At 42.6% G+C, this 4,109-nt stretch carries 5 protein-coding genes; all 5 read right to left on the bottom strand.

Annotated features, from left to right (window positions below):
- Positions 1–585: 585 nt before the first annotated feature.
- A complete protein-coding gene (rpsR, locus tag Q0338_RS07445) occupies positions 586–846 on the bottom strand; it encodes a 30S ribosomal protein S18 (RefSeq protein WP_002946417.1) in 261 nt (86 codons plus the stop codon).
- Positions 847–860: 14 nt separating this feature from the next.
- Positions 861–1,439, bottom strand: a complete 579-nt coding sequence (locus tag Q0338_RS07450; RefSeq protein ID WP_298086201.1) for a single-stranded DNA-binding protein — start codon at positions 1,437–1,439, stop codon at positions 861–863.
- A gap of 9 nt (positions 1,440–1,448) precedes the next feature.
- Positions 1,449–1,835 (bottom strand): 30S ribosomal protein S6, encoded by a 387-nt coding sequence (gene rpsF / locus Q0338_RS07455; RefSeq protein ID WP_298086202.1) that lies wholly within the window; start codon positions 1,833–1,835, stop codon positions 1,449–1,451.
- 90 nt (positions 1,836–1,925) lie between these two features.
- On the bottom strand, positions 1,926–2,912 hold the full coding sequence (gene holA, locus Q0338_RS07460) for a DNA polymerase III subunit delta (RefSeq protein WP_298086203.1): 987 nt from the start codon (positions 2,910–2,912) through the stop codon (positions 1,926–1,928).
- Positions 2,905–4,109 (bottom strand): ribonuclease R family protein (locus Q0338_RS07465; RefSeq protein ID WP_298086204.1); only part of this gene is annotated, 1,205 nt, incomplete at its 5' end. The genes Q0338_RS07465 and holA, both read right to left, overlap by 8 nt.

Raw genomic sequence — 4,109 nt, forward strand, 5'->3', positions numbered from 1 at the left:
CGGCTTAGTCGATTACGCAAATTTAGCTCATTGCAGAGAAAAACACTCTTAACTACGTTGTGCTCGCTATTTTACAAGACGCTATAAGAAAATTTTGGCTGCGACTTATGTTGCCACCGCTTCTTAAAAAGCTACGAGCATAGCAAAGTAGAGCAGATGAGAATACGGCTAAACACAGATTATCTAAATTTAAAAGGATCTTCTCAAGTATAGCGACGGTAGCGATCTTAGGAAAGCCAAGAAAAGAGAATTTCTTGCTACGCCTAAAGGAATGCGTTCCGTTCTGCGTCACTGTATTTAAGACGCAGCTACGAGCTAGAGTTTAGGCATAATACCAAAACTACACAGAAAAACTTATATCAAAATCTCTTAAAATTAATAAGAGGCCTTAAAAGTAGTAACGCAAGTCGTAGCTAAAAGTCTGCTTGGTTTAATTGAGTCAAATAAAAATAGCCGCAATTTATTTACGCGTATTTCGAAAAATTGAATTGATACAAAAGAACACATAAAAATATAAGTAAATTTGATTTAAAATTTTGAATCAAAAAAGAGAAAGCAAGCCCTTAAAATAGGGCTTGGGCAAAATTATAGTCCCTCAAAAGGATTGGTTACTACGTCGTCGCGATCGACTACGTAAGGTATCAAAGCTGCTTGGCGAGCGCGCTTGATAGCCTTTTCGACCATCTCTTGGTATTTTTTAGAAGTGCCGGTTAGGCGTCTTGGCATGATTTTAAATCTCTCTGACAAGCAGTACTTCAAAAGCGAAGTGTCCTTGTAGTCGATAAAATCTATCTTTGCCTCTGTAAATTTGCAGTATTTGCGTGAATATTTTCTTTTTTCAGCCATCGTTTTTTCCTTAATTAAAATGGTATGGTTTCGTCGCCGTCATCGTATTTGTCGGCATCTATATCTATTTCTCGGACGTTATCGCCATAGTATTCGTCTTTTGGCTGTTGCTTTTGTTGCTGCGGTTTATTAAAATTTTGCCTTTGGGTGCCGCTTTGAGCGTAGCTATTTTGCTGATTTTGTCCGCCTTGATAGCCGCCGTAGCTGTTATTTTGGTAACCGCCTTGCTGATAGCCTTGATTACTATTTTGATTATATCCGCCTTGCTGTTGTCCTCCGCCTAGCATCTCCATATTTTCCACGCTGATCGTGTGTTTGCTTCTATTTTGTCCGTTGTTATCCGTCCATTGGTCGAATTTTAGGCGACCCTCAACTAGAAGCTTTGAGCCTTTGGAAAGATATTGGTTTGCTATTTCCGCTTGTTTTCCGAAAAATGTTATGTCTATAAAGCACGTTTCTTCGCGTTTTTCGCCGTTTACATTAAATTTTCTCGTTACGGCGATGGCGCTGTTGCCTATGGCTGCGCCCGCAGTCGTATATCTAAGCTCGATATCTCGTGTTAAATTTCCTACTAAAACGACTCTATTAAACATTTTTCGTCCTTATTCTTGCGTTGCCGGAGCTTCTTCTGCTTTGACTTTCGGTTCTTTTTTGTTTAGTTTGATGCCCTTGCTCATCTTTTCCCAAGCGGCGATCTCTTTTTTGTTTTCAAATTTGACCGTTAAGAATTTGATGATCTCTTCGGTGATTCTGATGATACGCTCGACTTCGGCGATAGCTTGAGTCGGAGCCTCGAAATACACGACGAAATAAGTTCCGCGCTCGTATTTTTTTACGGTATAGGCTAGTTTTCTAGTGCCCATAGACTGCACAGACGCGATATTTGCGCCGTTTTTGGTTAGGATTTCTTTAACGAAATCAACTTTTGCGCTTACTTCTTCTTCCGTCAAAGTAGGCTTCAAAATGAATAAAAGCTCGTAGTGCTTCATTGATTCTCCTTGTGGGTATTAAGCTCGCTTGCACGGTTGCAAACGGGCAAGGAAGTCTTTCGACAAGAGCTGATTTTATCTTTTTTTTACTTAATATTTGCTGTTTTTGCCGATAAGATTTTGTAGGCCCAGCACGCAGGAGAGTAGAAAGGTTTTTTTATCAAGCGCAGAGTTTGTTTTTAGCTCAAATTCCGCCAAATTTAACGCGGTAAAAATTTCCCTATACGCTTTTAAATTTACAGCCAGACACTGCCTTTTTAGTTCATTTGCGACGTTTGGCGGCGGCGCATAGCCGAGCGTTTCTTTTATGTCAAATTTACCAGTTATTTTGATGTCGGCATGTAACTTAAAAAGTCTAAAAAACGCACGGTAAAGCGAGTTAATAAACAAAATTTCATTAAAATTTCCATCATCCGCGCAGGAGAAAAAATCGGCCCTGATATCTTTTAGCGCGATAAATTTATCGAAAAAATCGTCAAAACTCACGCTTGATAGCGAAAAAACCAAGCTTCTCACGATATTTTCGTTTATAGGCTCGTTTAGAGAGGCTAGTTTGTTTAGCTCGCTTGCGGCTAGATATAAATTTTCGTTGTGTATGCGGTAGAGTTCAAAAAGCGCGTTTTTTGTAATATTTAGGCTCATTTTTGCAGCTTGTCTGCCGAGTAAATTTACTGCCTCTTCGGGCGAGCCGGGTTTAAAAAATCTCGCAAAATTTACTCCGAAAGCCTTTTGCGTATCAAAAACGGCTTTGGCGTCGGGCTCAAAAAGCTCAAAAATAAATACTCCGCCGTTTTTGCAACCTTCTATCAGGATTTTTAGCTCTTTTGCGGGGATTTTTTTGTCGCTTTTTACGTGCAAAAGCGGGCTATCGCCAAAGAGCGAAGGCTCGCAAAGATGCGCGCGCGCAGCGTCAAAATCGTACTCGTCGTAGTAAAGGCTCAAAATTTCAAAATCTTTAAATTTGGCTAAAATTTCCTTCGCAAAAAGCTCGATTTGGTATTCGTCCGCACCGTAAAGCAAAAAATAATTTGGAAATTTAGCCGAATTTAGCGCGGTCTCAAGCTCTTTTCTATACATCGATTTTCTTTACGACCTTGCCGAAAATTTCGGCCGTCGCGATATTTACATCCGTGATTTCGACGATGACTTTTTGCAACAAATTTACGCAGTACGCGCCCAAAAATATCCTGGCGCCCTTTATCTCGTCGTCTAGTCTGCCGACAGCGACGTTTTGATTTTCGCTGATATAGGCGTTAAATCGCTGTCCGATGCGCTCTTTCGCCCAGCGCGCAAATTTTCTATCCATAAAGTCAAACGCAACCCTGTCGGCTTCGCGCTCGAGTTCGCTTAAATTTGAGCAAGTCGCTTCGATATTTAAAAGCAAGTAGTTGAAAAATTTCTCGTCGTTGCGCAGTTTGGCCTTTAAAAGGCGGTGCAACGTAAGGTCGGAGTAGCGGCGGATCGGGCTCGTAAAGTGCGTGTAGCGCTCAAATCCCAGTCCGAAGTGGCCTAAATTTTGCGCGCCGTATTCGGCCTTTTTTTGCGATTTTATGATGAGTTTGTCGATCTCCTCGCGGTTGCCTATTGCATCGGCCTGCGCTTGGATTTTGCGAACCAAATTTGCGATATCGCTCTCATAAACGAAGTCAAAGCCCAGAGCTCCGAGGTCTTCGAGTAAAATTTGTATTTTTCGCAGATCCGGCGAGCCGTGATTTCTAAAAACGCCTTTGCCGATGCGTTTTGCCGCCGCGACGTTGGCTAGCAGCATGCAGTCTTCGACTAGTCTGTGCGAGTCGGTATCGGTCTCAAATCTCGTAGAGGCAAGCCCGCCGTCTGCGTCAAGGCCCATACGAAGCTCCTGCGTCCTAAAGTCAAACGCGTTTTTCAGGCGTTTTTTGCGCAGACGCGAGGTGAGTGCGAAAAGAGGTTTTATCCAGCCGATTTCATCCTCGCGTTCGCCGCGTAAAATTTGATCGACTTCGTCGTAGTTAAAGCGTCTTTTTGAGACTATGAGAGCTTCTAGGAGCTCTTCTTTTACGACTTCGCCGTTTTCGTCTAGCGTGATTTTGAAACAAAATGCAAGGCGCGCGGCATTTGGCTTGAGCGAGCAGATATTTTCGCTCAAATTTCGCGGCAGCATCGGCACGGCTTTGTGCGGAAAATATATAGAAAATCCGCGCGTTTTGGCCTCGGCGTCTATCGGAGAGTAGGGGGTGACGTATTCGCTCACATCGGCGATCGCGACGTAAATTTCGCGTTTTTTCTCGTCAAAAT

Source organism: uncultured Campylobacter sp. (assembly GCF_938018145.1).
In the GTDB taxonomy this organism is placed as follows: domain Bacteria; phylum Campylobacterota; class Campylobacteria; order Campylobacterales; family Campylobacteraceae; genus Campylobacter_A.

Coding starts and splice junctions, on each gene's coding strand:
- rpsR (WP_002946417.1), bottom strand. CDS start 846: ATGGCTGAAAAAAGAAAATATTCACGCAAATACTGCAAATTTACAGAG.
- Q0338_RS07450 (WP_298086201.1), bottom strand. CDS start 1,439: ATGTTTAATAGAGTCGTTTTAGTAGGAAATTTAACACGAGATATCGAG.
- holA (WP_298086203.1), bottom strand. CDS start 2,912: ATGTATAGAAAAGAGCTTGAGACCGCGCTAAATTCGGCTAAATTTCCA.
- rpsF (WP_298086202.1), bottom strand. CDS start 1,835: ATGAAGCACTACGAGCTTTTATTCATTTTGAAGCCTACTTTGACGGAA.